Here is a 26,405-nt window from a genome sequence, read left to right on the forward strand (position 1 = left end):
GGGGGTCGATCGTGTCCGGCCCCCAGATGTAGTGTCCGGGGCGCTGGTGGTTCACCGGTCCGCACGGGCCGGTGAGGCAAGAGGGAACCCGGTGGGAATCCGGGACTGCCCCGCAGCGGTGAACGGGAACGACCGCCGTCAACAGCACTGGGAGTGATCCCGGGAAGCGACGGCCAGTAGGTGTGCGCAGTGCGCCCGTGAGTCCGAAGACCTGCCGCCGGTGCGCGTGCCGACCGGCGCGCGCTGCTCCGGGGCCTCGTGGGACGGCGCCAGGGTGCGGCGGGCCGCCGACGACACGCCGACCCACCGCCTCCTCGTACCGCGCCCGCCCCCGGAGGGACGGCGACTCGCGAGGAGAGAGCCCGTGACGGCTTCCACCGCTGCACCGGCAGCAGCACCACCGGCCCTGCGCGTCATCCGGCGCGACGGGTCCGAGACCGGGTTCGACGCCACGAAGATCTCGGTGGCGACGACCAAGGCGTTCCTGGCGGTCGAGGGGGACTCGGGCGCGGCGTCGTCGCGCCTGCACCACCTCGTGGCCGGACTGACCGACCAGGTCGTCGCGGCGCTGACCCGGCACCCGGCGCGCGCCGTGCACGTCGAGCAGATCCAGGACCAGGTCGAGCTCGCCCTGATGCGCGGAGGCCACCACAAGGTCGCCCGCTCCTACGTGCTCTACCGCGAGCAGCAGGCCCGGGCCCGCGCGCACGACGGCGGGGACACCACCGCCGCGGACGCCCCGGTCGTGCACGTCACCCACCCCGACGGCAGCCGGGCCCCGCTGGCCCGCGCCCGGGTCGCCGCGGTGCTCGACGAGGCCTGCGCCGGCGTCGAGGACGTGACCCCGGAGCCGGTGCTCGCCGAGCTGGACCGCACCGTCTACGACGGCATCACCGCCGACGAGCTGGCCCAGGCCCTCGTCCTGGCCGCGCGCACGCTGGTCGAGCGCGAGCCCGCGTACTCCCTGGTGGCCTCGCGGCTGCTGCTGGACCGGCTGCGCGCCGAGGCCGTGTCGCACCTGTCGGGCTCCCGGGAGACCCCGGACCACGCGACGATGGCCGGGCGGTACGCGGCCTACACGAAGGACTACCTGCGCCACGCCATCGCGATCGGCCTGGTCGACCCCGAGCTCGCGACCTTCGACCTGGACCGGGTCACCGCCGCGATCCGCCCCGGGCGCGACCTGCAGATCGGCTTCCTCGGCCTGCAGACCCTCTACGACCGCTACTTCCTGCACGAGCGCGGCGTGCGCTTCGAGCTGCCGCAGGCGTTCTTCCTGCGGGTCGCGATGGGGCTGGCGGTCCGCGAGGTCGACCGCGAGGCGCGGGCGGTCGAGTTCTACGAGCTGCTGTCGAGCTTCGACTTCATGGCCTCGACCCCGACGCTGTTCAACTCGGGCACCACCCGCCCCCAGCTGTCGTCGTGCTTCCTCACCACCGTCGACGACGACCTGGAGTCGATCTTCGGCGGCTACCGCAACAACGCGCTGCTGGCGAAGTACTCCGGCGGGCTGGGCAACGACTGGACCCCGGTCCGGGGGCTCGGCGCGCACATCCGGGGCACGAACGGCGTCTCTCAGGGCGTGGTGCCGTTCCTCAAGATCGCCGGGGACACCGCCGTCGCGGTGAACCAGGGCGGCAAGCGCAAGGGCGCCGCGTGCGCCTACCTGGAGACGTGGCACGTCGACATCGAGGAGTTCCTCGACCTGCGCAAGAACACCGGCGACGACCGTCGCCGCACCCACGACATGAACACCGCGAACTGGGTGCCCGACGAGTTCCTGCGCCGCGTGCAGGCCGACGGCGAGTGGACCCTGTTCTCCCCGGACGAGGTCCCCGACCTGCACGACCTCTACGGCACCGCGTTCGCCGAGCGCTACCGCGCCTACGAGGCGGCCGCGGCGCGCGGTGAGGTGCGGGTGCACCGCACGGTGCGCGCGGTCGAGCTGTGGCGGCGGATGCTGACCATGCTGTTCGAGACCGGGCACCCGTGGATCACGTTCAAGGACCCGTGCAACCTGCGCAGCCCGCAGCAGCACGCGGGCGTGGTGCACTCGTCGAACCTGTGCACCGAGATCACCCTCAACACCCGTGCCGGCGACGAGGGCGAGATCGCGGTCTGCAACCTGGGCTCGGTGAACCTCGCCGCGCACGTCACCGCGGACGGGCTCGACGCCGACAAGCTGCGCCGCACGGTGACCACCGCGGTGCGGATGCTCGACAACGTCGTGGACATCAACTTCTACACGATTCCCGAGGCCCGCCGGTCCAACCTGCGTCACCGCCCGGTCGGCCTGGGCCTCATGGGCTTCTCCGACGCGCTGTTCACCCAGCGCATCGCGCCCGGCAGCGACGCGGCGGTGCAGTTCGCCGACCGCAGCGCGGAGGCGCTGTCGTTCCACGCGATCACCGCCTCGTCGGACCTGGCGGTCGAGCGCGGCCGCTACGCCAGCTTCGACGGGTCGCTGTGGAGCCGCGGGATCCTGCCGCTGGACTCGCTCGAGCTGCTGGCCGCGGCCCGCGGCGACGGCGAGCTCGACGTCGACCGGTCGTCCACGCTGGACTGGGACGCGCTGCGGGAGAAGGTGCGCACCCAGGGGATGCGCAACTCCAACGTGCTCGCCATCGCCCCGACGGCGACGATCTCGAACATCTGCGGGGTCGGGCAGTCGATCGAGCCGATCCACCTCAACCTGTACGTGAAGTCCAACATGTCCGGCGACTTCACGGTGATCAACCCGCACCTGGTCCGCGACCTCAAGGACCGCGGGCTGTGGGACGAGGTGATGGTCGCCGACCTCAAGTACTTCGACGGGTCGCTGGCCGAGATCGACCGGGTCCCCGCCGACCTGAAGGAGCTCTACGCGACCGCGTTCGAGATCGAGCCGCGCTGGCTCGTGGCCGCCGCCTCGCGCCGGCAGAAGTGGCTGGACCAGGCGCAGTCGCTGAACCTCTACCTCGCCGCCCCCAGCGGCCGGGCGCTCGACGAGCTCTACCGCCTCGCCTGGCGCTCCGGGCTCAAGACCACCTACTACCTGCGCACCCGCGCGGCGACGTCGGTGGAGAAGTCCACCCTCGCCGGCACCGACGGCCGGCTGACCGGCGTGCCGAGCACCCCGGCCGCCGCCCCCGCCGCGTCGCCCACGACCGGGGCCCCCGCGGTCCCGGCCACCGCCGTGCCCGCCACCGCCCCCGACCTCGATCCGGGCCGTGCCTGCTCGGTCGACGACCCCGACTGCGAGGCCTGCCAGTGACCACTCTGCAGCCCACCGGAAGCACCGAGAACGCCAGCGGCCTGGGCGAGATCGCCCGCGGCGCCGCCCCGATCGCCGCCGACGACAAGCGCATGATCAACGCCCGCGCCGACGTCAATCAGCTCCTGCCGCTGAAGTACACCTGGGCCTGGGAGAAGTACCTGGCCGGCTGCGCCAACCACTGGATGCCGACCGAGGTCGCCATGCAGGCCGACATCGCGCTGTGGCGCTCCCCCGGCGGGCTCACCGACGACGAGCGCCTCATGCTCACCCGCAACCTCGGGTTCTTCGCCACCGCGGAGTCGCTGGTCGCGAACAACATCGTGCTCGCGGTGTACCGCCACCTCACCAACCCCGAGTGCCGCCAGTACCTGCTGCGGCAGTCGTTCGAGGAGGCCGTGCACACCCACACGTTCCAGTACGTGTGCGAGTCGCTCGGGCTCGACGAGGGCGCGCTGTTCAACGCGTACCGCGAGGTCCCCTCGATCACCGAGAAGGACGCCTGGGCGCTGCGCTGGACCCGGGCCCTGTCCGACCCGGACTTCCGGACCGGCACCCCGGCGAACGACCGCGCGTTCCTGCGTGACCTCGTCGCGTTCTACGTGGTGTTCGAGGGCATGTGGTTCTACACCGGGTTCGCGCAGATCCTCGCGCTCGGCCGGCGCAACAAGATGGTGGGCATCGCCGAGCAGTACCAGTACATCCTGCGGGACGAGTCGATCCACCTGAACTTCGGCATCGACTGCATCAACCAGATCAAGATCGAGAACCCGCACCTCTGGACGGCCGACTTCGCCGCAGAGATCCGGACGATGCTGCACGAGGCGTGTGAGCTGGAGGTCGCCTACGCCCGCGACACCATGCCCCGCGGGATGCTCGGGCTGACCGCCGAGTCCTGCGAGCGGTACCTGCGGTTCATCGCCGACCGGCGGGCCGAGCAGATCGGGCTCGCCCCGTTGTTCGGGGAGCCGGAGAACCCGTTCCCGTGGATGAGCGAGGCCATGGACCTGCGCAAGGAGAAGAACTTCTTCGAGACGCGGGTGACCGAGTACCGGACGGGTGGGTCGCTGGACTGGGACTGAGAGGGTGGGCCGGGCCGGGTGACCGGCCCGGCCCGCGGACCTGACCTTCCGGGGACGGGTCGAGCAGCGGTGGTCCGCCACCGGTGCGCCCGAACTGGCCGCGGAGGTCCGAGGGCCGTCAGCCGGCGTTGCGGTCGCCGCTCGGGTCGAGGAGCCCGTCCGCGCCGGTCCTGCCGCGCCAGGCGTCGAGCACGGCCGGGTCCGCCCCACCGGCGACGGCGAGCACCCGCAATGCGACCGCCTGCGCGGCCCGGCCCGGCGCCGTCGCCGGACGCGGCCCGGGCGCCTCCCCCGCCGCGACCGCCCGGACCACCCCGGCGGTCACCGCCCACTGGTCCGGATCCCCGAACCGCTCCAGCAGGCCGTCGAAGGCGGCCGCCCGGGTCGGGTCGAACGGGATCGGACGCCCGGTGAGGTCGGTCAGCGGGTGCGCCGGGTAGAGGTGCGCGCAGGGCAGGTGACCGGCGGCAACGGGCACGGTCGCCGCGTGCGTGCGGCCCTCGCGCAGCACGTGCGGGAGCAGGTGGGTGTGCGGCCCGTCGGGGGAGCGGCCCTCCGGCGGCGGGATCGCGGCGTACACCTCGACCCGGCCGAGCGCGGTGGTGAACACGCGGTGCGGTCCCGCCTCGACCAGCGCGGCGGTCAGCGCGCCGTCGAGCGGGCCGCCCGCGGCACGGTGCAGCAGCCCGAGCAGCTCGGGGTCGGCCGTGCGCACGCAGGCGTCCACCGTGGTCGTGCCCAACCCGAGGTCGACGAGCACGGCGTCGCGGTCGGCCCTCCGCAGCGCGGAGCGGTCGGGCCCGAGCACGGTGACGGCGGTCCGCGCGGCCCCGCGGGCCGCGGGCGCGGGCAGACAGAGCGCGACCGCGTGGTTCCAGTGCTCGTGCGGGCCGACGGGCGTCCGGTAGGCCAGCGGCCGGGTCGACGGGTGCGGCTCGATCCGGATCCCGCCGCGCGCGGTGACGACCGTGCCCCGCCCGGACGACCCGACCGGCTCGTCGGGGGTCCGCACGAACTCCGCGATCGCGCCGGGCGCACCCATGCTCCAGCCCGCGTACGGGTCGGCCAGGTACGCGCTCAGCAGCCCGGCCACGTCGTCCACGTCGTCCCCGTCGCCCACGTCCCTCACCCTGCCCCTCCGACCGGAGGGTTCACACCCCGACACGCCCTATTGCACAGTGATGGCAACAACGATCGGGAGGCATCGTGGACGAGCACCCGCACGACGGCCCGGAGTGCGCCGGCTGCGACTGGGAGGGCAGGCCGGAGGCGTTCCGCTGGTTCCCCGAGATGGGCAGGCCCCTCGACCCCGCGGGCGGGCAGGTCCACGCGGCCTGAGCTCACCGGGCACCCACCCGTTCCCACCGGCGTCCCCACCACAGGGCCGTCCCGGCCGTCAGCACGACCGCCAGCGAGGGCACGAGCACCACCTGCGGCGCGCCGAACAGGTACTCGCGGCCCTCGGCCACCATCGCGCCCCACTCCGCGGTCGGCGGCTGGACGCCGAGCCCGAGGAAGGACAGCCCGGAGACGGTGAGCAGGGTGCTCGCGAACCGGACGCAGGCGTGCGCGGCCAGCGGCGGGACGAGGTTCCGCGCGACGTGGCGGGTCAGGACCCGCCCGGGCCCCGCGCCGAGGGCGACCGCCGCCGTCACGTACTCCCGCTGCCGCTCAGCGAGCGCGAGCAGGTAGGCCTGCCGGGCGAACGGGGTCCAGGCGATCACCGTGACCGCCACCAGCAGCGACCCGACGCCGGGACCCAGCGCGACCGCGGCGAGCAGCCCGAACAGCACCACCGGGATCGCGGCCAGGACGTCGACCACCCGCATCGCCGCCCGCCCGACCGGGCCCGCGACCGCGGCGAGCGACCCGACGGCCACCCCGGACACCCCGGTGACCAGCACCGCGGACAGCGCCAGCCCGACGGTCAGCCGTCCGCCGTGGACGGTGCGCGCGAGCAGGTCCCGGCCGAGCTGGTCGGTGCCCAGCGGGTGCGCCGCGGACGGCCCGGCGAGCATCCCGGCGAAGTCGACGGCGTCGGGGTCGGGCAGGAGTACCGAGAGCAGGCCCGCCGGAACGAGCATCGGCACCGGCGCGGCCACGGCCAGGGCGGCCACCCCGGCCGCGACCCACCACCCCGTCCGCACCCGGGGCCTCACCGTGACCCCGCCGAGCGCAGCACCGGGTCCAGCGCCGTCGCCAGCACCTCCACCAGCACCCCCGCGACCACCGCGACCGCGACGACGAGCAGCGTGCCCGCCTGCACCACCGGCAGGTCCTGCGCGACGACGGCCCGGTGCAGCAGCCGCCCCAGCCCCGGGATGCCGAACACGACCTCGACCACCACCGAGCCACCCAGCAGCCCGGCGACGAACATCCCGGCCAGCGCCGTCACCGACGTCGTCGCGAGCCGGGCGCCGTGCCGCCACAGGACCCGGTGCGCACCGAGGCCCTTGGCCCGGGCGACGAGCACGTGCGGCCGGGTCAGCACCCCGGCGGTCTCGGCGCGGACGAGCTGCGCGGCCAGGGCCCCCGGGTAGGCGGCGAGGGTCAGCACAGGAAGGACCAGGTGGGCGGGGTCGCCCCAGCCGAGCGCGGGCAGCGCCCCGGCCCACACGGCGAACACCAGCACCAGCCAGGGGGCGAGCACGAACTCCGGCACCGCGACCCCGGCGACCGTGCCCAGCCCGAGGAACCGGTCGAGCAGTCCGCCGGGCCGGCGTGCCGCGTAGGCCCCGGCGGGGATGCCGACGACCGCCGCGAGGGCGAGCGCGAGCACCGCGAGCAGCCCGGAGACCGCCGCGGCGTCGGCGATCTGCCCGGCGACCGGGGTCCGGGCGACGTAGCCGTGGCCGAGGTCGCCGCGCAGGACCCCGCCCAGCCAGCGCAGGTACTGCTCGGTGACCGGCGCGTCCAGCCCCAGCGAGGACCGCAGCCGCGCCTCGGTCGCCGGGTCCGGCACCGCCTCGGCGCTGCGGGCCCGCAGGACCGCCCGCGCCGGGTCGACGCCGACCAGCCGCGGCAGCGCGAACACCAGCACCGACGCGGCCAGCAGCACCGGCCCGACGACGGCGAGCCGGCGCAGCAGGAGCCCGATCACCCCGTGGTCGGGGAGAGCTGCGGCAGCACCGGGCGGATCTGCAGCGGGTCGGGGACGAAGCCCGTGGCGCCGCGCAGCACGGCGGTGTTGCGCGGGTGCACGACCATGACGCCGACGGCGTCGCGGGTCAGCATCGCGGCGGCCTCTCCGAACAGCTGCTGGCGGGCCGCCGGGTCCTCGGTGGAGTTGAGCCGGTCGACCAGCGCGTCGTAGGCGGGGTTGCAGTACTGGTCGATGGCGTAGCTGCCGTCGCAGGTGTAGTCCGAGGTCAGGGTGCTCGCCGCGTCCGGGAAGTCGGACAGGTAGCTGCGCGAGTTGAGGAACATGTCGTAGTCACCGGCCAGGACCTTCGGCTCCTGGGCCTCGTAGTTCCCGACGGTGATGTCGACCTTCACCCCGGCAGCACCGAGCATCGCCTGGATCGCGTTCGCCAGCGCGGGCAGCTCGGGCCGGTTCGGGAAGGTCCACAGCCGCACCGTCAGCGGGTTCTGCTCGGTGTAGCCGGCCTCGGCGAGCAGCTGCCGGGCGCGGGCGACGTCGGCCCCGGGCGGCGGCGCGGTCTCGCCCCAGGGCACGGCCGCGCCGAACAGGTCGGCCGCGGGTGCGGCCCCACCGGCGAGGACCTGCTGGGCCAGCACCGGGCGGTCGAGCGCCGCGGTGACGGCCTGTCGGACCCGCAGGTCCGAGAACGGCGTCGCGGACTGGTTGAGCTGCAGCGGCACGGTGCGCGCGTTGGGGTACTCGACGACCTCGGCGCCGGCGGCGCGGACCTGCGCCAGCTGGGCCTGCGGCAGCCCCTCGGCGAACTGGACGTCGCCGGCCTGGATCGCCAGCGCGCGGGCCTGCGGGTCCTCGACGTAGCGGACGGTGACCCGGGCGGCACCCGCCGGCTCGCCCCAGTAGTCGTCGTTGCGGACCAGCTGCGCGGAGTCGGCGCCGCTGACCGAGTCCAGCACGAACGGGCCGGTCGCGGTGCGCAGGTAGGCCGGCGCCCCGCCGCCGGCGTAGGCGGCGGGCGCGAGGATGCCGAGGTTGCCGCTGGACAGGCGCAGCGGCATCACCGGGTCGGGCTCGGTGGTGGTGATCCGCACGGCGTCGGCGCCGTCGGGGGTGACGGCGAAGCCGATGCCCCGGATCGCCCGCGGCGGGGCCTCGACGCCCGCGACGTAGCGCAGCGCCGTGACGACGGCGTCCGGGGTGAGCGGGGTGCCGTCGTGGAACCGCACGTCCTGGCGCAGGGTGACCCGCCAGGCGTTGCCCTGCTGCTCCCAGGCCGTCGCGAGCATCGGCGCCGGGCGGGCGTCGGCGTCGACCGTGGTCAGGGTCTCGGCGACGCCGAGGGACTGCAGCCGGGCGCCGTCGTCGGCGTCGAAGGCGTAGTCGGCGCGCGGCGGGAACTGCAGGGCCACGGTCAGCTCACCGGCCGGGTCGGGGGTCCCGGTGCCGCCGGTGCCGGTGCCGGTGCCACAGCCGGTCAGCACCAGGGCGGCGGCCGCGAGCAGCGCGGCCATCTTTCGTGCGATCACCCCATATGACTACATCTGACCATCTGTTCAATCAATGGCGGCGTGAGCAACGCCCCGCGGCCGGGGAGCCGCGGGGCGTCGCGACACGGGGTCAGCCGGTCGTCGCCGAGTCCCGGACCCGGCGGGCCGCGGCGACCAGGTTGGTCAGGGCCGCCACCGTCTCCGCCTCACCGCGGGTCTTCAGCCCGCAGTCCGGGTTGGCCCACAGCCGGTCCGGTCCGATGTGGCGCAGCGCCGCGCCGAGCTGGTCGACCAGCTCGTCGGTGCCGGGCACCTCGGGCGAGTGGACGTCGTAGACGCCCGGGCCGAGCCCGCGCGGGACACCCGGCCCGAGGTCGGCCAGCACCTCCATCCGCGACCGGGCCGCCTCGACGGTGGTGACGTCGGCGTCGAGCCCGTCGATCGCCCCCACCACCTCGCCGAACTCGGAGTAGCAGAGGTGGGTGTGGATCTGGGTGGCGTCGGCGACGGCCCCGACGGCCAGCCGGAACGCGTCCACCGCCCAGTCCAGGTACCCGGGCCGGTCCCGCTCGTGCAGGGGCAGCAGCTCGCGCAGCGCGGGCTCGTCGACCTGGACGATCCGGATCCCGGCGGCCTCCAGGTCTCCTACCTCGTCGCGCAGGGCCAGCCCCACCTGCCGGGCGGTGTCACCCAGCGGCTGGTCGTCACGCACGAACGACCAGGCCAGGATCGTCACCGGGCCGGTCAGCATCCCCTTGACCGGCGCGTCGGACAGCGACTGGGCGAACCGCGCCCACTCCACCGTGATCGGCCGGGGCCGGGACACGTCCGAGTGCAGGATCGGCGGGCGTACGCACCGCGAGCCGTAGGACTGCACCCAGCCGTGCTCGGTGGTGGCGAAGCCGTCGAGGTGCTCGGCGAAGTACTGGACCATGTCGTTGCGCTCGGGCTCACCGTGCACCAGGACGTCGAGCCCGATGTCCTCCTGCAGCCGCACCACGCGGACGATCTCCTGGCGCATCCGCTCGGCGTAGGTGCCGGTGTCGATCACACCGGAGCGGTGCGCGGCCCGGTCGCGCCGGATCTGCGCGGTCTGCGGGAAAGAACCGATCGTCGTCGTGGGAACGACGGGCAGGCCGAGCGCCGCGCGCTGGACCGTCGCCCGGACGTCGCCGTGACTGCGCCGGTAGTGGTCGGGGCCGAGCGCGTCGAGCCGGGACCGCACCCGCTCGTCGCGGCGCGCGGTGGCGGCGACCCGCTCCCGGACGGCCCGTGCGGCGTCGAGCTCCGCCGCGACCGCGTCGGGTCCCTCGCGCAGGGCCCGCCCGAGCAGCACGACCTCGGTGACCTTCTGCCGGGCGAACGCCAGCATGTCGACGACGTCGCCGGGCAGAGCCGTCTCCGCGGTCAGGTCGTAGGGGACGTGCAGTAACGAGCACGACGTCGAGACCTCGACCCGCCCCGCGACGCCGACCAGCCGCTGCGCCGTCGCCAGTGCCCGGTCCAGGTCGGTGCGCCACACGTTGCGCCCGTCGACGACGCCGGCCAGCACCACCTTCCGGTCCAGCCCCGGGACCGCCGGGTCTCCCACATCGAGGGCGTCCAGGTCGGTGGCCCCCGCGACGAGGTCGAGCGCCAGCCCCTCGACGGCCGTGGCGGCGAGCGCGGGCAGGGCGGGTCCCAGCTCCCCGAAGTACGACGCGACGAGGATCTTGGGCCGCCGGGTCGCCGAGGCGAGCCGGTCGTAGGCCCGGCGCAGCGCCGCGACCTCCTGCGGCGTCCGGTCGGCGGCGAAGGCGGGCTCGTCGAGCTGCACCCACTCCGCGCCCGCCTCGGCGAGCTCGGCGAGCAGGTCGCGGTAGACCTCGACGAGCGGCCCGAGCAGGTGCAGCGGGCGGAAGCCCTCCGGTGCACCGTCGGCCGGCTTGGACAGCAGCAGGAAGGTCACCGGCCCGACCAGCACCGGACGGGTGGTGATCCCGCAGCGCAGGGCCTCGCGGAACTCGTCGAGGGCCTTGCGGCTGCCCGGCGCGAGCCGGGTGTCCGGGCCGACCTCGGGGACCAGGTAGTGGTAGTTCGTGTCGAACCACTTGGTCATCTCGCAGGCCGGGGCGCCGGTGCGGCCGCGGGCCATCGCGAACAGCCGCTCCAGCGGGTCGGTGACGCCGGCGAAGCGCTCCGGCACAGCCCCGACCGCCAGCGCGGTGTCTCCGACGTGGTCGTAGAACGAGAACGTGTTGCCCGGCACCGAGCCGAGCCCGGCGTCACGCAGCCCGGTCCAGGTGTCGCGGCGCAGCCCGGCGGCGACGTCGTGCAGTGCGGACGCATCGGTCCGCCCGGCCCAGTACGACTCGGTCGCCCGCTTGAGCTCCCGGTCCGGTCCGATCCGGGGGTACCCCAGGACGGTGCTGCCGATGGTGCTGCTGGAAGGAATGCTCACGGCCCTCTCTCCTCGCGAGTGCGGTGGAGGACCCGTCGCCGGCACGGGGCGCCTGCGACCGCCGGGCACGACGGTGCCCGGTCGTCCGCCCGGTCCTCCCGCGAGGCCACGGATCCGCGCACGCCGGACGGCGCACGCACCGGCGGCAGGTCTTCGGACTCACGGGCGCACTGCGCACACCTACTGGCCGTCGCTTCCCGGGATCACTCCCAGTGCTGTTGACGGCGGTCGTTCCCGTTCACCGCTGCGGGGCAGTCCCGGATTCCCACCGGGTTCCCTCTTGCCTCGTGACGCCCCGTCGTCGGGCCGGCACGAACCGTCGGCGAGCCGACAGTACCCCGGACCGGCCGGACAGACTGTTGCCGAGCGATCCCTGTTGCCATACATTGGCAGTACTGTCACACCCTCCCCGGCGGCCGGGTCGAGGGCGACCTCACCCTGTGCCCCTCCGTTCGGAGGGGGAACCTGCCCGGTCTCCCGAGGGGTAATGGCGATCACCCCTGTGCCCGCGGCCACAGGGGTCATAGCGTGCGGTCTCGACCCATCCACCTGCCTCAGAAAGGGCTGACATGCAGGTAGACGAGCTGCTCAAGCCGTTCCCCATCAAGGAGTTCCACCCGTTCCCCCGTGCGCTCATGGGTCCGGGGTCGCACGAGCTCATCGGCCCGGAGGCCCTGAAGCTGGGCTTCAAGAAGACCCTGGTCATGACGTCGGGCCTGCGGGGCACCGACATCGTCCACAAGATCGTCGAGTCGATGAAGTACCACGGCCTCGAGGTCGTGCTGTACGACAAGGTCGAGTCGAACCCCAAGGACTACAACGTCATGGACGCTGTGGGCCTCTACCAGCAGAACAACTGCGACTCGTTCGTCTCCATCGGCGGCGGCTCCTCGCACGACGCCTGCAAGGGCGCGCGCATCTCGGTCGCGCACGACGGCCGCAACGTCAACGAGTTCGAGGGCTTCAACAAGTCCGAGAACCCGGCCAACCCGCCGCACATCGCGGTCTCCACCACGGCCGGCACCGGCTCGGAGACCTCGTGGGCCTACGTCATCACCGACACCACGACCGACCCCGACAACCCGCACAAGTACGTCGCGTTCGACGACGCCTCGGTCACCACCCTGGCGATCGACGACCCGGTGCTCTACTACGACTGCCCGATCGACTACACCGCGCAGTGCGGGTTCGACGTGCTCGCGCACGCCTCGGAGCCCTACGTCTCGCGGCTGGACTTCCAGCCGTCGCTGGGCAACGCGCTGCACGCGATCAAGCTGACCTCGCAGAACCTGCGCAAGGCCGTCTGGAACGGCCAGGAGCTCTCCGGCCGCGAGGGCATGATGTACGCGCAGTACATCGCCGCCCAGGCGTTCAACTCCGGTGGCCTCGGCATCATCCACTCGATCAGCCACGCGGTGTCGGCGTTCTACGACACCCACCACGGCCTGAACAACGCCATCGCGCTGCCCCGCGTGTGGGCGTTCAACATGCCCGTCGTGTACGAGCGCTTCGCCGACATCGCCGAGGCGATGGGGGTCGACACCCGCGGCATGACCAAGCCGCAGGCCGCCGACGCCGCGCTCGCCGCCTCCATCCGGCTGCTGCGCGACGTGGGCATCCCGGAGAAGTTCGCCGACGTCAAGCAGGACACCTACTCGAAGAACCGGCTGGGCACCGGCCCGACCAAGTTCTACGAGAACGCGCCCACCATCGTCGGTGACGCGGCCGACGTCGACCGGATCACCAACCACGTCCTCGGCGACGCCTGCACCCCGGGCAACCCGAAGGAGTGCACGTTCGAGACCGTCCGCCCGGTCGTCGACCACTCCATCAACGGTGACCTGGACGACCTGCTGACCTGATCCGCAGGTCAGTACGTCCACCGTCGCACCAGCGGGCCCAGCCATCCGAGGTGATACTCGGGTGGGTGGGCCCGCTGGCTGCGGCCCCGCTCTTCACCGCACCAGAGCCGGTGCGGCCCGCGAAGGAGATATCCGCGTGTCCGAGGCTGTCGTCCCCACTGTGACCGAGGCGGCGGACGCCGTCGCCTCGACCGGTCCGTTCGAGTCCGTCGACCAGGTGATCGAGACCCTGCGGGAGCAGGGCTACATCGCCGACACCCGCCTGGCCACGACGGTGTTCCTGCTGACCCGGCTGGACAAGCCGCTGCTGCTGGAGGGGCCCGCCGGGGTCGGCAAGACCGAGCTGGCGAAGATGCTCGCCGTCGCCACCGGGCGCCGGCTGCTGCGCCTGCAGTGCTACGAGGGCCAGGACGAGACCAAGGCCCTGTACGAGTGGGACTACGGCAAGCAGCTCATGTACACCCAGATCCTCCGCGAGAAGATCGGGCAGCTCGTCGAGGACGCACCCGACCTCGCCTCCGCGGTCGACCGCATCGGGTCCCAGGAGAGCGTGTTCTTCTCCGAGCGCTTCCTCGCCCCGCGCCCGCTGCTGGAGGCCATCCGCTCCGAACAGCCCGTCGTGCTGCTGATCGACGAGGTCGACCGCGCCGACGAGGCCCTGGAGGCCGTCCTGCTGGAGACCCTGGGCGAGTTCCAGATCTCCGTGCCCGAGATCGGCACCTTCGTCGCCGAGCAGCGCCCGTACGTGCTGCTGACCTCGAACAACACCCGCGACCTCGCTGCCGCGCTCAAGCGCCGCTGCCTGCACCTGTTCCTCGACTACCCGTCGGCCTCGCGCGAGCTGGAGATCGTGAAGTCGAAGAAGACCGGGCTGTCGGACCAGCTGGCCGAGGAGCTCGTCAACGTCGTGCGCGGGCTGCGCGAGCTGGAGCTGCGCAAGTCGCCCTCGATCTCGGAGACCATCGACTGGGCGCGCACGCTGGCCGTCCTGGGGGTCGACGAGCTGAGCTCGCAGATCCTGTCCGACACCGTCTCGGTCGTCGTCAAGTACGACAAGGACGTCAAGAAGGCGCTGGACGCGCTGCCGAACCTGGTCGACCCGAACGCGGTCGTCGCCGAGCAGGGCCACGGACACGGGCACGGCCACGGACACGGGCACGACGGCGACCACAGCCACGACGAGCCCGCGCCGCGCGCCGCGCGCACCCCGAGCGCCCGCGACGACGACCCGGACGACGGTGACATCGACGGCCGCGCCAAGCGGGCCGCGAAGGACCAGGCCGGCCGGCACGGCGGCATCTACGGCGGCCTGCCGGGCGGCGTCGCCCCGCCGCCGTCGGCGGTCCGGAAGGTCTCGCCCGGCCAGGGCTCCCGGTCCTTCGGCGGCTCCCGCAAGCGCCCGGTCTGATCGGGGCGTCGGCGTGGAAGCGAGCATCCACCGTTTCGTCCGGCTCCTGCGGATCCGGGCGGTGCGCATCTCGGTGTCCGAGGCACTCGACGCGATGGCCTGCGCCGCCCAGCCCGGGGTGCTGTCCGACAAGGCGGTGCTCAAGGAGGCGCTGCGCATCGCGCTGGTCAAGGACCGCCGCGACGAGGCGACCTACGACGAGGTCTTCGACCTGTTCTTCGCCCTGGTCAGGGTGGGCGAGGCGGACACCGGCCACGGGCACGGCCACGGCCACGGCGATCTGTCCGACGACACCCCACTGGAGAACTTCACGCTGTCCGAGGAGCCGTCGGAGACCCCGCAGGAGGGGCACGACCACGGCTCACCGGTCGACATCAAGGAGTTCTTCGACCCGGAGGACCTGGCCGAGCAGTACAACCTGCACCAGGAGGCCAACAAGATCGACATGGCCTCGATGACGGACGAGATCGTGCTCTCCAAGGAGCAGGCCAACGACGTCACCGACGGCCAGCGCGTGCAGATCGAGACCGACCGGTTCTCCGGCGGCGGTCAACCCGGCGACATCTCCCAGCAGCAGGGCACCAAGGTCGACGCCGACCTGTCGGTCGCCCAGCAGGACGCGCTGCTGGGCTGGCTGAACTCCGAGGAGGACCGGCTGTCGGAGGAGGAGCAGGGCACCGAGGACGACGCCGCCGCGCTGCGCCGGCGTCTCACCGGGGTGCTGGACAACCTCCCCGAGTTGCTCAAGGCGCACCTGGAGAAGCTGCTCGCGATCGAACAGCGCATCGTCGAGGGCCACGACGACGCGGAACGGGTCGCCGAGGTCGACCGGGCCAGCGAGACCGAGCGCATGCAGCTGGAGGACTCGTTGCGGCGGCTCGCGAAGTCGCTGCACGGCGCGCTGACCCACCGCAGACGGGTCTCGCCGCGGGGCCGGATCGACTCGGCCCGCACCATGCGCAAGAACATGCGCTACGACGGTGTCCCCTTCTCCCCGGTCACCGTGCAGCGCCAGGAGGACAAGCCGCGTCTGGTGGTGCTGGCCGACGTGTCGCTGTCGGTCCGGGCCACCGCGCGGTTCACCCTGCACCTGGTGCACGGTCTGCAGGACCTGTTCGGCCAGGTGCGCTCGTTCGCGTTCGTGGCCGACCTGGTCGAGGTGACCGACCTGTTCGCCGACCACCCCGTCGAGCACGCCCTCGGGCTGATCTTCGGGGGCGACCAGCTCGACGTCGACGCCAACTCCAACTACGGCCTGGCCTTCGGCCAGTTCCTGGAGGACCACGGCTCGGCGGTCACCCGCCGGACGACGGTGCTGGTGCTCGGCGACGGCCGCGGGAACGGCAACGACCCCAACATGGAGGCGTTCGTCGAGATCACCCGGCGGGCCCGGGAGACGATCTGGCTGACCCCGGAGCCGCGGTACTCGTGGGGGCTGGGTCGCTGCGACCTGCCCGCCTACGCCGAGTACTGCGACCGGGTCCGTGTCGTGCGGGACCTGTCCGGTTTCGAGGCGACGACCAACGAGATGGCGGGCGAGCTGATCGGCCGCTGACCCCGCCGGTGGGTGGTGCCGGTGTCCGCGCCGGGGCCACCCGCCGGGGTCCACCTACCGCTCGACGACGATCTTCCCGACGGTGCCGCCGGACTCGATGAGCCGGTGCGCCTCCCGCAGCGACGCCGCGGTCAGCCCCTGCAGGCGCCGCGTCTCGGTGGTCCGCAGCTCCCCGGCGTCCACGAGCCGGGACACCTCGTCCAGGATCTCCCGCTGCACCGTCGAGCCCGGTTCCGACAGCGGCCGGGTGAACATCAGCTCCCAGTGCCAGGCCTGCGACTTCGTCTTCAGCGGGAGCGTGTCCAGGCCCTCCGGCTCGTCGATGGCGACGACGATCCCGCGCGGGGTCATCAGCTCCGCGTAGGCCTCGACGTTGCCCGCCGACACCGGCGAGAACACGTACTGCACGCCGTCCGGGGCGACCTCGCGCACCGTGCCGACGAGGTCGTGGTGGTCGGCGACCGCGTGCGCACCCATCTGCCGCGCCCAGTCCGCGGACTCCGTGCGGGAGGCGGTGCCGACCAGCGTCAGCCCGGTGCGCCGGCCGAGCTGCAGGACCATCGACCCGACCCCGCCCGCGGCGGACACGACGAGCAGCGTCCCGGTGGTGTCGGCGGTGACGCGCAGGTGGTCGTGCAGGCACTCCCACGCGGTGATCGAGGTCAGCGGCAGCGCGGCCGCGGCGGCGAAGTCCAGGGTCGACGGCTTGCGCCCGACGATGCGGGAGTCGACGAGCTGGCGGTGGGCGTTGCTGCCGGGCCGGTCGATCGCGCCGGCGTAGTAGACCTCGTCGCCGGGGGCGTACCCCTGCACCCGGTCGCCCACCTCGACGACGACGCCCGCGGCGTCGAAGCCGAGGACCTTCGGCCCGTCGGCCGCGTCGAACGACGAGCGGACCTTGCCGTCCACCGGGTTCACCGAGACGGCGCGGACGTCGACGAGCAGGTCGTGCGGGCCGGGCGCACCGACCTCGATCTCGGCGTCGACGAGGCACTCGGGGTCGTCGACGGGCAGCGGTCGGGGCGCCACGACGGCGGGTACGGAAGCCATGACCGGACACTATCCGCCCCACCGGGCCGCCGCCCGATGCACCGATGCCCCCGGCTGGGCCGATCGGCCGATTTCGTGCCGCCGCAGGGGCGGCCCGGAGTACGATCGGGCGTCCCCTTCGGGAAGGAGGGCCGGATGTCGGACGGTGGCGGAGCGGTCCTCCGGATCGTCGGTCGCGTGTGCACCGCGCTGTGGGGCTACACGCCGGGGGTGATCCCGGCGATGGTCACCATGATGGGCAGCGGGCCCGCGCTGCGCTGGTTCGCGGCCAACTTCCCGCGCTTCCTGGTCACCCTGCGCGTGCTGGGCCCCGTACGCACCCACCTCGCCGGGCTCACGATCTCCCTGGTGAACGGGTGCACGTACTGCGCCTACGGTCGTGCGCACGCCCTGGAGCTGATCCACCTGCGCGACCGGGACCTGCTGTTCCCGCTCGATGCCCGCACCCTCGAGAGCTGGAACGGGCTGTCCCGCCGCGAGATCGGGCTGCGGCTGCGCGGTGTGCTCGAGGAGGCCGGGATGCACGCCGAGGTGATCTGGGTGAACCGCACCCTGGCCCTGCTCGACGGCGCCCCGCCCGTCGACGCCGACGAGCGCCGCATCGCCCACCTGTGCCGGATGGTCGGCACCATGAACGCGATCGCCGTCGCCGCGGGGACGACCCCGGACGGCGCCCACGACCCGGTCAACAAGGACGCCGCACTGAAGGCCCGGCTGCTCGCCGCCCAGGGCGCCTGAGCATCCCGGACCGGCACCGGAGCCCGCCCCCACCGTCCGGACGGGGAGGGACCCGGCCGTCGGACGTGGTGCGGCGTGCCCGCGACCGCCTAGCGTGGAGCGGGCCCCCGCACGCACAGGAGCGATCCATGATCGGAACCGACCGGCTCTCCAACGACCTCGCCGGCTGGCTGGACCGCACCCTGGTGCAGCCCGGGATCCTGCCGGCCGAGCGTTTCGAGGAGGCGTTCGTCGCCTGCGTCGCGAGCGCCGCGAAGGACCCCGACCTCCCGGACGACGCGTGGCTCGCCTTCTACCGCAACACCCTCGACGCGCTGGCCGGTGAGCCCGAGCCCGGCGGCACCAACGCCGAGATGGCGCCGGTGCACGCCCGCGCCCGCTCCCTCGTGCTGGGCGAGGAGGTGCTGGAGCTCGGCTGCTGCTTCGGCTTCCTGTCGCTGCAGCTGGCCCGCGACGGCCATCGCGTCACCGCCACCGACCTGACCGGAGGCACCGTCGAGCTGCTGACCCGGATGGCGCCGCAGCTCGGCGCCGACGTCGAGACCCACGTCGCCGACGCGCGTGCCGTCGCCCTGCCCGACGGCTGCGCGGACACCGTGTTCGCCGTGCACCTCGTCGAGCACCTGTCCGAGTCCGACGGCGACGAGGTCGTCGTCGAGATGCTGCGCCTGGCCCGGCGACGGGTGGTCGTCGCCGTCCCGTTCGAGAACGAGCCGAACCCCGCCTGGGGTCACGTCCGGGTCTTCGACGAGCGCGTCCTGACCCGGATCGGGGAGCGCACCGGCCATCCGTTCACGGTGTCCGAGCACCACGGCGGCTGGCTGGTGATCGACCTCTGAGCAGGGCCTGGGTGAGTGCCTCCAGCGGCCCGCGGTCGTGGCGGCGCAGCCACCACCCCGCCGCCGCGGCCGACCCGGCGACGACGAGGACCCACATCCCGACCACCGCCCCGGTCCGCAGCGGCGCCGCGACACCGGCGAGCGCCCCGGCCACGCCGAGCCCCCAGGCGCCGAACAGCACCGCGGCCACGACGTTCTGGCCGACGTAGCAGCTCATCGCGGTCCGGCCGAGCGCGATGAGCCCGCACCGCACCGGACCGGCCGGGCCGCGCAGCCGGGCCAGGACCTCCGGGACCAGGCCGAGCAGCCCCAGCGCGACCAGCGGGGCGACCAGGTAGCGCTCGACGAGGAACCACGGGTCACCGCCCAGCGTGGTGAGCACCGTGAGCAGCGCGCCGGCCACCCCGGTGCCGATCATCCGTCGGCGCAGGGTGGTCGCACCGGCGTCGAACAGCCCGGCGCGCAGCAGCGCGGACCCGGCCAGGAACAGCACCACCGCCGACGGGACGATCAGCGCCAGCTCGACCCGGTACAGCAGCGGGTCGGCCAGCCGTGCGGCCACCTGCCCGGTCCAGGTCGCCGGGTACGGCGGGAGCGGCACGTCTGCGCCGGTGCTCCCGGCCGTCGCGACGGTCGCACCGCCCACCAGCAGCACCGTGACCGCCCCGGCGACGCAGGCGGCCGCCACCCGCACCCGCGCCGACCGCCCCACCAGCCACGCGACGAGCACCGAGGCGGTCGCGTAGCCCATCAGCACGTCGAACTCGAAGACCAGCACGTAGTGCAGCAGTCCCTCGGTGAACAGGATCGCGGCGCGGGCGAGGTGGCGGCCCGGCCACCGCAGGCCGCGGCGCACCGCCGAGCGGTACTGCAGCTCCATCCCGATCCCGAACAGCAGCGTGAGCAGCGCGAGGAACTTCCCGTTCGCGACGGCGCGGAGCGCGGTGTCGAGCCACCAGCCCCCGGCGAACCCGGCGAACACCGCGCCCGGCCCGCGCGGGTCGGCGAACACCCAGACGTTCGTCGCGAAGGTCCCGGCGATCGCGAGGCCACGGAGCACGTCCGGGGCGGCGAGGCGGTCACCGGACACCGGTGCGCTCCCGGTCCCCGCTGCCGGGGAAGACGGTCGCCCACAGCGGCCCCACGACGAACCAGATCCCGGCGGCCAGCGACGCCGTCGCGAGCCAGGACCACATCGGGTCCTCCGGCCAGGCGCCCGGCGCCGGGAACGTGCGGCCGCCGGCCACCGACAGCAGGACCAGCACCGCCGCCGTGACCACCCAGGCGGCGACGACCTTGCGGTACTCGCGCCACTCGTACCGCGTCCGGGCGACCCCGCCCCGGGGCGGGCGCACCGGTGCCGGGCCGCCCGCGAAGCGGTGGGCGCCCCGGACGTCGGCCCACCGCACCAGCGAGTGCCCGAACGCGACGGTGATCCCGAGGTAGAGCGCGGCCAGCCCGTGCACCCGCGACGGTGCGCCGCCGGTCGCGAGGTCCACCGTCGAGGCGGTGACCAGCACGAGGTCCATCAGCGGCACCCCCAGCAGCAGCACCGCCCCCAGGCCCCTGCGGCGCAGCACGTAGCGCGCCCCCAGCCCGGCCGGCAGGAACACCCAGAACCCGATCTCGGCACCGACGATCAGCCACAGCAGCGGCTCGGCGAACAAGGACTCCCCCATGGCCGGTGATCGTGCCGACCCGGCCGCGGTGACGCGTCCGGCGTGCGACCGATCCGCGCGTACCACCTTCGACGGACGCCGCGCGGGCGCCGGGCGTGCTGGGATGGGGTGTGATCACGTACCTGGTGAACCGCGACGGCGGCGCACCCTCGGTGCTGCGGGACGCCGGTACCGGCGTGGTGTGGTTCGTGGTCGGGCTGCTGCTGATCTGGGCACTGCCCGACGCGGGGATCGCCTGGTGGGGCGCGGACACCGGGGCGACGACGGCGTCGCTGCTGGTCATGGGGCTGGGCTGCGCCGCGTCGGCGGTGCGCCGGATCGGGGTGCCCGCCGGCCTGCTGGTCGGCACGGCGGCCCTGGTCGCGGGCCCCGTCCTGGGCGGCCGCACCGAGATCGGGACGGTGCTCGTGTTCACCGACCTGCTCTACTGCGCCGTGGTGTTCCCACCACGGCGCACCGCGCGTGCGGTGGCCGTCGCCGCCGGTGGGGTCGCCTCCGTCCTCGGTGTCGCCGCGCTGCTCGTGGCGGGCACCCGCACCGGCACCTACGCCGTGCTCAACCTGACGCTGGTGGTCGGGCTCCCGCTGGTCTGGGGGCTGGAGGTGCGCCGGTTCCGGGACCTGGCGGCCGTCGAGGGGGAACGGGCCGTCGCGGCGGAGCGGACGGCGGCCCGGGAGCGGGACGCCGCCGTCGCCGCGGAACGTGCCCGGATGGCCCGCGACCTGCACGACGTCGTCGCCGGGCGGCTGTCGGCGATCGCGCTGCAGTCCGAGGCGGCACTGCAGCCCGGCGCCGACCCCGCGCTGGTCCGGCGGGTGCTGGGGACGGTGCGGTCCTCCGGCGTCGCCGCGCTCGGGGAGATGCGCACGATGATCGGGCTGCTGCGCGACGGCGACACCACCGACCCGCCCGGGGCGCCCGCCCGGCTGTCCGAGGTCGACACCCTGCTCGACGAGGCCCGCGCCGCCGGCCTGTCCCCCGCCCTCGACGACGGTCGCGGCGCGGCCCCGCTGCCCGCCCCGGTCGACCTCGCCGGGTACCGGATCGTGCAGGAGTCGCTGACCAACGCGGCGAAGCACGCGTCCGGCTCGGACGTGACGGTGCGCCTCGCCGTCACCCCCGGCACCCCCGGCACCCCGCGCCGAGTGGCACACCAGGCACGCGGCCCGGCCCCGTCCGGGTCCGTGGTGTGCCACTCGACGAGCCGGCTGCTCGTCGAGGTGCGCAACGGCCCCGGCCGGCGTCCCGCGGCGGGCCCGGGGCTGCACGGCGGCACCGGGCTCGACGGGCTGCGCGAGCGCGCCCGGGCCGTCGGCGGCACCCTGCACGCGGGCCCCGACCACGACGGCTGGCTGGTCCGGGCCGACCTGCCCCTGGGCCCGGCACCGGCCTCGGACCCGACCCTGGACATCCGCACCGGCACCGGCACCGGCGAGGAGGTGGGGCGGTGACCATCCGGGTGGTCGTCGCCGACGACCAGGAGGCCGTCCGCACCGGGCTGGTGCTGATCCTCGGCTCGGCACCGGACATCGACGTCGTCGCCGAGGTCGCCGACGGGCTCGCCGCGGTGCGGGCCGCCGCCGAGCACCGGCCCGACGTGGTGCTGATGGACATCCGGATGCCCGGCATCGACGGCATCGAGGCCACCCGGCGGATCACCGGGAGCAGGCCCACCGGAACGGGCGCCGGCACCGCGGCAGGGGCCACGCAGGTCCTGGTCCTGACCACGTTCGACCTCGACGAGCTCGTCGACGGCGCGCTCGCGGCGGGTGCCGGCGGGTTCCTGCTCAAGTCGGTCGACGCGGCCCGGCTCACCGACGGGGTCCGGGCCGTCGCCCGCGGCGAGGGCGTGCTGGCGCCGGAGGTGACCCGGCGGGTGATCCGCCGCTACGCGGGGGCGCCGCGGCCGTCGTCGGTGCCGGGGCTGGAGAGGCTCACCGCACGCGAGACCGACGTGCTCGCCGGGCTGGGCCGCGGGCTCTCGAACGCGGAGCTGTCCGCGGAGCTGATGATCTCGGAGGGGACGACGAAGACGCACGTCTCGCGCGTCCTCGCGAAGCTGGGCCTGCGCTCCCGCACCCAGGCCGCGATCGCCGCCCAGGAGGCGGGGCTGGTCCGTCCCGGGCCCTGACACGACCACGGCCCGCGCCCCGGGGAGGGACGCGGGCCGCGGGTGCGCGGGTCAGCGCGCGCCGTGCGCGGTCTCCAGGGCGCGGCGGGTCAGCACCTGCACCAGGTGGGTGCGGTAGGCGACCGACCCGTGGGTGTCGGCGGGCGGCTCGGCACCCTCGGCGGCCAGCGCGGCCGCCTCGGCGATGCTCTTCCCCTCCGCCAGCGCCCGCTCGGTGGCGGACGCCCGCAGCGCGGTCGAGCCCATGTTGACCAGGCCGATGCGGTCGTCGGACACGGCGACGGCGACGATCGCCCAGTCGTTGCTGCGACGGGTGAACTTCTCGTACGCCCAGCCCTTGTCCCCGCAGCGCGGGATCCGGATCTCGACGATCAGCTCGTCGGGCTCGCGGACCGTGGTGAACACGCCGGTGTAGAACTCGCCGATCGGCACGGTCCGCTTCCCGCGCGGCCCCTGCAGGACGACGGTGGCGTCCAGCGCGAGCAGCGCGGCGGGCAGGTCCGCGGCCGGGTCGGCGTGGGCGACGGTGCCGCCCAGCGTGCCCCGGGCCCGGATCTGCGGGTCGCCGACGGTGCGGGCGACGGCCCCGAGCAGCGGGACCTCCTTCGCGACCTCGGCCGAGTCGACCACGTCGCGGTGCTTGGTCGCCGCACCGACGGCGAGCTCGTCGCCCTCGACGCGGATGTAGCTCAGCTCCGGCAGCCGGCCGATGTCGATCAGGAACTCCGGCGCGCCGAGGCGCACCTTCATGACCGGGATCAGGGAGTGGCCGCCGGCCAGGACGCTGGCGTCCTCGCCCTTCTCGGCGAGCAGCGCGATGGCGTCGTCGAGGGTGTCGGGGCGGGCGTAGTCGAACGCGAGGGGGATCATGCGCCGGCCTCCCCACGGGAGAAGGCGGGCGCGGTGCGCAGCGCGTCGGACTCGGCCTCGGCCTTCTGCGCGGCGTCCGGGTCCTTGCCCGCGGCGACGAGCACGGCGCGCACGATGTTGTGGTAACCGGTGCAGCGGCAGAGGTTGCCCTCCAGGCCCTCACGGACCTTCCGCTCGTCCAGGTCGTCGTCGTGGCTGATCAACGACACCGCGGACATGACCATGCCCGGGGTGCAGAAGCCGCACTGCAGCCCGTGCTCGGACCGGAACGCCGCGGTGACCGGGTGCTCGGGGCGGCCCTCGGACGCGCCGTCGAGCCCCTCCATGGTGGTGACCGACTGCTGGTCGGCCTGCACCGACAGCACGGTGCACGACTTGACCGCGTCGCCGTCGAGCAGCACGGTGCACGCACCGCAGGACGTGGTGTCGCAGCCGATGTTGGTGGCCTTCAGCCCGACGGTCTCCCGCAGGTAGTGCGCGAGCAGCTGGCGGGGCTCCACGTCGGCGCTGGTGGGCTCACCGTTGACGGTGATCTCGACCTTCACTCGGACGCCTCCTGGGCAGCGTTGATGGCTTCCCAGACCCGCATCGGGGTCAGGGGCATGTCGATGTGCGTGACGCCGAGGTGGGACAGGGCGTCGATGACCGCGCTCTGGGTGGCGGGGGTGGAGCCGATCGTCCCGGCCTCGCCGATGCCCTTGTAGCCCATCGGGTTGACCGGAGTCGGGGTCGTCATCTCGACCAGGTCGAAGCTGGGCAGCTCGGCCGCCGACGGGATGCCGTAGTCGGCGAAGGTCCCGGTGAGCGGCTGGCCCTCCTCGTCGTACATGACCTCCTCGAGCAGCGCCTGCGCGATGCCCTGGGCGATCCCGCCGTGCCGCTGCCCGTCGCAGAGCAGCGGGTTGAGGATGGGACCCGCGTCGTCGACGGCGATGATCTTCTCGACCGTCACCTTGCCGGACTCGGTGTCGACCTCGACGACGCAGACGTGCGCGCCGAACGGGAAGGTCGGCTTCTTGCCGTCCCAGGTGGTGTCGACCTTGAGCTGCTCGGCGGCGGCCAGCTCCGCCAGCGTCACCGACTTCGCGCCGGGGACGCCCTTGACGGTGATCGCGGCGTTCGCCGGGTCGAGCTCCAGGTCCTCGACGCTCGCCTCGAGCAGGTCGGCCGCGCGCTGCTTGGCCAGGTCGATCAGCTCGGCCGAGGCCTGGTGCACCGCGACGCCGCCGGTCTGCAGCGACCGCGACCCCATGGTGCCGCCGCCGCGCGGGACGAGGTCGGTGTCGCCGTGCTTGACGGTGATCTTCTCGATCGGGACGCCGAGCTGGTCGGACGCGAGCATCGCCCACGCCGTCGCGTGCCCCTGGCCGTGCGGGGAGGTGCCGGTCAGCACGGTCACCGAGCCGTCGGGGTGGACCTCGACCGAGGCGTCCTCGGCGAACGCGCCACCACCGGTGATCTCGACGTAGGAGGACACGCCGATGCCGATCTGGCGGGCGTCGCCGGACTCGCGGCGGGCCTTCTGCTCGGCGCGCAGCCGGTCGTAGCCGGCGTTCTCCAGGGCGAGGTCGATCGCCTTGGCGTACTCGCCGGAGTCGTACTCCACCCCGCCCTTGGTCTGGAACGGGAACCGGTCCGGGGCGACGACGTTGAGCTTGCGGACCTCGGCCGGGTCCTTGCCGATCTCGGCCGCGAACAGGTCCATCGCGCGCTCGATCGCGGCGGTCGCCTCGGGGCGGCCGGCGCCGCGGTAGGCGGCGACCGAGGTCGTGTTGGTGACCACGGCCTTCGCGCGGGAGTCGACGTGCTCGATGTCGTAGGTGCCGGGCGCCATCATCCGCGTGAACATCGGCAGGAAGGTGCCCAGGCGCGGGTAGGCGCCGAGGTCCTGCACGACGTCGAGCCGGTAGTGGGTGACCTTGCCCGCGCGGGTGCCGCCGATCGTGACGGTCTGGCGCTGGGCCCGGCCCTGCACCATGCCGGTCATGTTCTCGGAGCGGGACTCGTTCCAGCGGACCGGACGTCCCTGCTGCCGGGCGAGCCACGCGACGAGGGCGAACTCGGGGTCGGACCCGATCTTCGCGCCGAAGCCGCCGCCGACGTCCGGCAGGACGACCCGCACCTTCTCCTTGTCCAGACCCAGCCAGCCGGCGATCTCGTCGCGGCCGCCCTGGGCGTTCTGGTTGGACATGTAGACGGTGACGCGGTCGCCCTCCCAGAAGGCGCTCGCGGCGCGGGTCTCCAGCGGGGCCGCGGCCAGGCGCTGGTTCACCAGGTCCCGGGTGACGACGACCTCGCAGCCGTCGAAGAACGAGGCGTCCTGCTCCTCGTCGTGCCCGTAGGCGGCCGCGGTGTTGGTCCCGGCCTCCGGGAACAGCAGCGTCTCGTCGCGGGCGGCGGCCAGCGGGTCGATCACCACGTCCAGGGGCTCGTACTCGACGTCGACCAGCTCGGCCGCGTCCTCACCCTGGTAGAACTCCTCGGTGAGGACCGCGGCGACCGGCTCGCCGACGAACCGCACGCGGTCGGTCGCGAGGAACGGGCGGGTCATGGCCTTGTTCGCGCCCGGGAACAGCAGTGCCGGTGTGATGTCGAGGTCGGCCCCGGTGACGACGGCGACGACGCCGGGCGACGTGAGCGCCGCCGAGGTGTCGATCGAGGTGATCGTCGCGTGGGCGAGCGGGGAGCGGACGAGCGTCAGGTGCAACGCCCCGGTCAGCCGCTCCTCGGTCAGGTCGTCGGTGTAGGTCGCGCCGCGCGTGAGGAAGACCGGATCCTCGGTGCGGACGACGCGGGTGCCCAAGATGCTCATCGGACGCGAGCGTATACATCTCGACCGGCCCGTGCGATGCAGACCACAGCGCCCGATCCCCAGGTCAGGGCACCCTTCGCGGAGCGACGCGCGGGCGGA

The 26,405-nt window shown here is 73.8% G+C and carries 21 protein-coding genes and 2 riboswitches; of the genes, 10 read left to right on the plus strand and 11 right to left on the minus strand.

Going from position 1 to position 26,405, the window contains the following annotated elements; genetic code table 11:
* Window positions 1-30: 30 nt before the first annotated feature.
* Window positions 31-233, plus strand: a riboswitch (cobalamin riboswitch).
* Between the two features lie 131 nt (window positions 234-364).
* Window positions 365-3,253: a ribonucleoside-diphosphate reductase subunit alpha gene (locus tag MTO91_RS24340; protein ID WP_476652908.1), complete on the plus strand. Its 2,889-nt coding sequence runs from the start codon at window positions 365-367 to the stop codon at window positions 3,251-3,253.
* A 5-nt stretch (window positions 3,254-3,258) separates the two neighbouring features.
* Entirely contained in the window at window positions 3,259-4,335 is a 1,077-nt protein-coding gene (locus MTO91_RS24345) for a ribonucleotide-diphosphate reductase subunit beta (protein ID WP_476654958.1), read from the plus strand.
* A gap of 118 nt (window positions 4,336-4,453) precedes the next feature.
* Here the strand turns inward: MTO91_RS24345 and MTO91_RS24350 are convergent, their stop codons facing one another.
* Window positions 4,454-5,455: a DUF6925 family protein gene (locus tag MTO91_RS24350; protein WP_476652909.1), complete on the minus strand. Its 1,002-nt coding sequence runs from the start codon at window positions 5,453-5,455 to the stop codon at window positions 4,454-4,456.
* Window positions 5,456-5,541: 86 nt separating this feature from the next.
* Here MTO91_RS24350 and MTO91_RS24355 point away from each other — a divergent pair, with 86 nt between their 5' ends.
* A complete protein-coding gene (locus tag MTO91_RS24355) occupies window positions 5,542-5,673 on the plus strand; it encodes a hypothetical protein (RefSeq protein WP_476652911.1) in 132 nt (43 codons plus the stop codon).
* A gap of 2 nt (window positions 5,674-5,675) precedes the next feature.
* On the opposite strand, the gene MTO91_RS24360 is transcribed toward MTO91_RS24355, so the two are convergent.
* The 4 genes from MTO91_RS24360 to metE all read right to left on the minus strand — a co-directional run bounded on the left by MTO91_RS24360 (window position 5,676) and on the right by metE (window position 11,362).
* Window positions 5,676-6,482: an ABC transporter permease gene (locus MTO91_RS24360; RefSeq protein ID WP_476652912.1), complete on the minus strand. Its 807-nt coding sequence runs from the start codon at window positions 6,480-6,482 to the stop codon at window positions 5,676-5,678.
* An 8-nt stretch (window positions 6,483-6,490) separates the two neighbouring features.
* The gene (locus MTO91_RS24365) at window positions 6,491-7,435 is read right to left on the minus strand and encodes an ABC transporter permease (RefSeq protein ID WP_476652913.1); all 945 of its coding nucleotides are present in this window, start codon (window positions 7,433-7,435) and stop codon (window positions 6,491-6,493) included.
* On the minus strand, window positions 7,432-8,961 hold the full coding sequence (locus MTO91_RS24370) for an ABC transporter substrate-binding protein (protein WP_476652914.1): 1,530 nt from the start codon (window positions 8,959-8,961) through the stop codon (window positions 7,432-7,434). The genes MTO91_RS24365 and MTO91_RS24370 overlap by 4 nt, the downstream gene beginning before the upstream one ends.
* A 91-nt stretch (window positions 8,962-9,052) precedes the next feature.
* Window positions 9,053-11,362: a 5-methyltetrahydropteroyltriglutamate--homocysteine S-methyltransferase gene (metE, locus tag MTO91_RS24375; protein ID WP_476652915.1), complete on the minus strand. Its 2,310-nt coding sequence runs from the start codon at window positions 11,360-11,362 to the stop codon at window positions 9,053-9,055.
* 127 nt (window positions 11,363-11,489) lie between these two features.
* Window positions 11,490-11,698, minus strand: a riboswitch (cobalamin riboswitch).
* 233 nt (window positions 11,699-11,931) lie between these two features.
* Here metE and mdo point away from each other — a divergent pair.
* From mdo to MTO91_RS24390, 3 genes are all read left to right on the plus strand, one after another.
* Window positions 11,932-13,224 (plus strand): NDMA-dependent methanol dehydrogenase, encoded by a 1,293-nt coding sequence (mdo, locus tag MTO91_RS24380; RefSeq protein WP_073576638.1) that lies wholly within the window; start codon window positions 11,932-11,934, stop codon window positions 13,222-13,224.
* A 136-nt stretch (window positions 13,225-13,360) separates the two neighbouring features.
* On the plus strand, window positions 13,361-14,632 hold the full coding sequence (locus MTO91_RS24385) for an AAA family ATPase (RefSeq protein ID WP_350663360.1): 1,272 nt from the start codon (window positions 13,361-13,363) through the stop codon (window positions 14,630-14,632).
* A gap of 13 nt (window positions 14,633-14,645) precedes the next feature.
* Window positions 14,646-16,187 carry a VWA domain-containing protein gene (locus MTO91_RS24390; protein ID WP_476652917.1) on the plus strand — a complete coding sequence of 514 codons (1,542 nt, stop codon included), beginning with the start codon at window positions 14,646-14,648 and terminating at the stop codon, window positions 16,185-16,187.
* Window positions 16,188-16,241: 54 nt separating this feature from the next.
* Here MTO91_RS24390 and MTO91_RS24395 read toward each other — a convergent pair whose 3' ends face one another.
* A complete protein-coding gene (locus MTO91_RS24395) occupies window positions 16,242-17,237 on the minus strand; it encodes a zinc-binding alcohol dehydrogenase family protein (RefSeq protein WP_251782914.1) in 996 nt (331 codons plus the stop codon).
* 135 nt (window positions 17,238-17,372) lie between these two features.
* Between MTO91_RS24395 and MTO91_RS24400 the strand changes: the two genes are divergently transcribed.
* Window positions 17,373-17,975 (plus strand): hypothetical protein, encoded by a 603-nt coding sequence (locus MTO91_RS24400; RefSeq protein WP_476652919.1) that lies wholly within the window; start codon window positions 17,373-17,375, stop codon window positions 17,973-17,975.
* A 128-nt stretch (window positions 17,976-18,103) separates the two neighbouring features.
* Window positions 18,104-18,814, plus strand: a complete 711-nt coding sequence (gene mftM / locus MTO91_RS24405; protein ID WP_073576643.1) for a mycofactocin oligosaccharide methyltransferase MftM — start codon at window positions 18,104-18,106, stop codon at window positions 18,812-18,814.
* Here mftM and MTO91_RS24410 read toward each other — a convergent pair.
* Complete coding sequence (locus MTO91_RS24410; RefSeq protein ID WP_161152659.1) at window positions 18,768-19,904, minus strand: DUF418 domain-containing protein; 1,137 nt, start codon at window positions 19,902-19,904, stop codon at window positions 18,768-18,770. The two genes, mftM and MTO91_RS24410, sit on opposite strands and share 47 nt — an antisense overlap.
* The gene (locus MTO91_RS24415) at window positions 19,894-20,493 is read right to left on the minus strand and encodes a hypothetical protein (RefSeq protein WP_476652921.1); all 600 of its coding nucleotides are present in this window, start codon (window positions 20,491-20,493) and stop codon (window positions 19,894-19,896) included. Before MTO91_RS24415 ends, MTO91_RS24410 begins: the two co-directional genes overlap by 11 nt.
* Window positions 20,494-20,603: 110 nt before the next feature.
* On the opposite strand from MTO91_RS24415, the gene MTO91_RS24420 reads away from it, so the two are divergent.
* Both MTO91_RS24420 and MTO91_RS24425 read left to right on the plus strand, forming a co-directional pair.
* Window positions 20,604-21,944 carry a sensor histidine kinase gene (locus tag MTO91_RS24420; RefSeq protein ID WP_476652923.1) on the plus strand — a complete coding sequence of 447 codons (1,341 nt, stop codon included), beginning with the start codon at window positions 20,604-20,606 and terminating at the stop codon, window positions 21,942-21,944.
* Window positions 21,941-22,624 carry a response regulator gene (locus MTO91_RS24425; RefSeq protein WP_251782919.1) on the plus strand — a complete coding sequence of 228 codons (684 nt, stop codon included), beginning with the start codon at window positions 21,941-21,943 and terminating at the stop codon, window positions 22,622-22,624. Before MTO91_RS24420 ends, MTO91_RS24425 begins: the two co-directional genes overlap by 4 nt.
* A gap of 51 nt (window positions 22,625-22,675) precedes the next feature.
* On the opposite strand, the gene MTO91_RS24430 is transcribed toward MTO91_RS24425, so the two are convergent.
* From MTO91_RS24430 to MTO91_RS24440, 3 genes are read right to left on the minus strand one after another with little or no spacing between them, the layout of a single operon-like run.
* Window positions 22,676-23,494 carry an FAD binding domain-containing protein gene (locus MTO91_RS24430; RefSeq protein ID WP_208818860.1) on the minus strand — a complete coding sequence of 273 codons (819 nt, stop codon included), beginning with the start codon at window positions 23,492-23,494 and terminating at the stop codon, window positions 22,676-22,678.
* A complete protein-coding gene (locus MTO91_RS24435; protein ID WP_073576649.1) occupies window positions 23,491-24,039 on the minus strand; it encodes a (2Fe-2S)-binding protein in 549 nt (182 codons plus the stop codon). Before MTO91_RS24435 ends, MTO91_RS24430 begins: the two co-directional genes overlap by 4 nt.
* A complete protein-coding gene (locus tag MTO91_RS24440) occupies window positions 24,036-26,306 on the minus strand; it encodes a xanthine dehydrogenase family protein molybdopterin-binding subunit (protein WP_476652926.1) in 2,271 nt (756 codons plus the stop codon). Before MTO91_RS24440 ends, MTO91_RS24435 begins: the two co-directional genes overlap by 4 nt.
* Window positions 26,307-26,405: the final 99 nt, after the last annotated feature.

The organism is Pseudonocardia sp. 2-7, from assembly GCF_056341085.1.